Origin of the sequence: Dietzia sp. B44, from assembly GCF_014145245.1 — a bacterium.
In the GTDB taxonomy this organism is placed as follows: domain Bacteria; phylum Actinomycetota; class Actinomycetes; order Mycobacteriales; family Mycobacteriaceae; genus Dietzia; species Dietzia natronolimnaea.
This window is the reverse complement of the sequence record NZ_JAALEF010000359.1, coordinates 1-2,027: the sequence shown is the minus strand read 5'-3', so window position 1 is coordinate 2,027 and position 2,027 is coordinate 1. Positions and strand designations below refer to the sequence as shown.

2 protein-coding genes are annotated in these 2,027 nt (G+C 70.4%); both read right to left on the bottom strand.

Going from position 1 to position 2,027, the window contains the following annotated elements:
- Nucleotides 1–49: 49 nt before the first annotated feature.
- A complete protein-coding gene (locus tag G6017_RS11860; protein WP_182617515.1) occupies nucleotides 50–1,219 on the bottom strand; it encodes an acetyl-CoA C-acetyltransferase in 1,170 nt (389 codons plus the stop codon).
- Nucleotides 1,220–1,263: 44 nt separating this feature from the next.
- A complete protein-coding gene (locus G6017_RS11855; RefSeq protein ID WP_107748752.1) occupies nucleotides 1,264–1,845 on the bottom strand; it encodes a TetR/AcrR family transcriptional regulator in 582 nt (193 codons plus the stop codon).
- Nucleotides 1,846–2,027 lie beyond the last annotated feature (182 nt).

Here is a 2,027-nt window from a genome sequence, read left to right as displayed (position 1 = left end):
CCCGCACCGGCTGGTGCGGGGCCCGTCCCGTCGTCGGGAATAGTCGCCGTCAGGCGTCCAGACGCTCGATGATCGTGACGTTGGCGGTGCCGCCGCCCTCACACATGGTCTGCAGGCCGTAGCGGCCGCCGGTGCGCTCGAGCTCGTTCAGCAGGGTCGCGAACAGCTTGGCTCCCGTGGCGCCGAGCGGGTGGCCCAGCGCGATGCCGCCACCGTTGGGGTTCACCCGGGCCGGGTCGGCGCCGATCTCCTTGATCCACGCCAGGACGACGGGGGCGAACGCCTCGTTGATCTCCACCACGTCGATGTCATCGATCGTCAGGCCGGTCTTCTCCAACGCCCACTTGGTGGCCGGGATGGGCGCCGACAGCATCATCACCGGATCGTCGCCGCGCACGGTGAGGTGGTGGATCCGGGCCCGCGGCGTCAGGCCGTATTTCTCCACCGCCTCCGCGGACGCGAGCAGCCCCGCGGACGCCCCGTCGGAGATCTGTGACGCCACCGCGGCGGTCAGGGACCCTCCCTCGGCGAGCACCGGCAGTGAGGCCATCTTCTCGAGTGTGGTCTCACGGGTGGTCTCGTCCGACTCGAGTCCGGCCAGCGGAACGTACTCACCAGCGAACCGGCCCTCGGCGATCGCGGCGCGGGCGCGGGAGTGCGACTGCAGCGCCCACTGCTCCATCTCCTCGCGGGAGATGTCCCACCTGTCGGCCATCATCTGCGCGCCGTTGAACTGCGAGATCTCCTGGGCGCCGAAGCGCTCGACCCACCCGGTGGAGCCGGTGAACGGGTCGTCGAACCCGTACTCGCGACCCGCCAGCATGGCCGACGAGATGGGCAGGGCGCTCATGTTCTGGACTCCACCGAACAGCACCACGTCCTGGGTCCCGGACATGATCCCCTGGGCCCCGAAGTGGATGGCCTGCTGGCTGGATCCGCACTGGCGGTCGACGGTCGTGCCGGGCACGCCGAGGGGCATCCCCGCCGCGAGCCACGCGGAGCGCGCGATGTTGCCCGCCTGGGGGCCGATGGCGTCCACGCAACCGAAGATCACGTCGTCGACGACCTCCGGGTCGATTCCCGTGCGCTCGACGACGGCGCGGATGACGTGCGCGCCCAGGTCCGCCGGGTGCTGGCCGGACAGGCTGCCGCCGCGCTTGCCCGCGGGCGTCCGGACTGCGTCGATCACGTAGGCCTCGCGGCCGGTCACGCTGGTCATGTGTCTCCTCGTGGGGGTATGAGATCAGGATGGGGTGGTGCTGATCAGTCGACGGCCAGGCCGTCGAGCACGATGCGCAGGTACTGGTCCGCGATCGCGGCGTGGTCGTCGGCATCCTCCGGCCGGTACCAGCGCACGGCCACCCAGACCGTGTCACGGAGGAACCGGTAGGTGAGCCGGATGTCGAGGTCGGGACGGAACTCCCCGGACTCCATTCCCCGACTCAGCACGTCGGTCCACATCTCGCGGAACTCGGTGTTGCGCTCGCGGAGGTAGTCGAACCTCGGGTTGCCACGGAGATGCTTGAGCTCGTCCTGGTAGATGGCCACCTCGTCGCGGTGGCGGTGGATGGCCTCGAACGAGACGCGCACCAGCCCCTCGAGGGTCTCCCGGGGCGACGACCCCGCGTCGACGATCCGCTGGTAGTCCCCGAAGAGCGAGTCGAGGAATCCGCGGAGGATCTCGTCTACGATCGCCTCCTTGGACGAGAAGTGGTGGTACAGGCTGCCCGAGAGGATGCCGGCCGCGTCGGCGATGTCTCGCACGGTGGTGGCACGGAGGCCGCGCTCGGCGAAGAGCCCGGCGGCGATCGCCAGGAGCTCCTCGCGTCTGGTCGTGCTGGTCATTCGGCCACCCTACCAACCAAGCACTTGCTAGGTACAGGACGCCGCGACCCGAGGCCTGAGGCGGCCGCGTCGGTCCGCCCGCCCGCGCGGCCGACTGCCTAGACTCCCCACCATGCGCCCCACGATCTCGTCCCCACCGCGCCGAGCCGGTCGCCGTGTCCTCGCGGCCTCGGCGGCGTTCG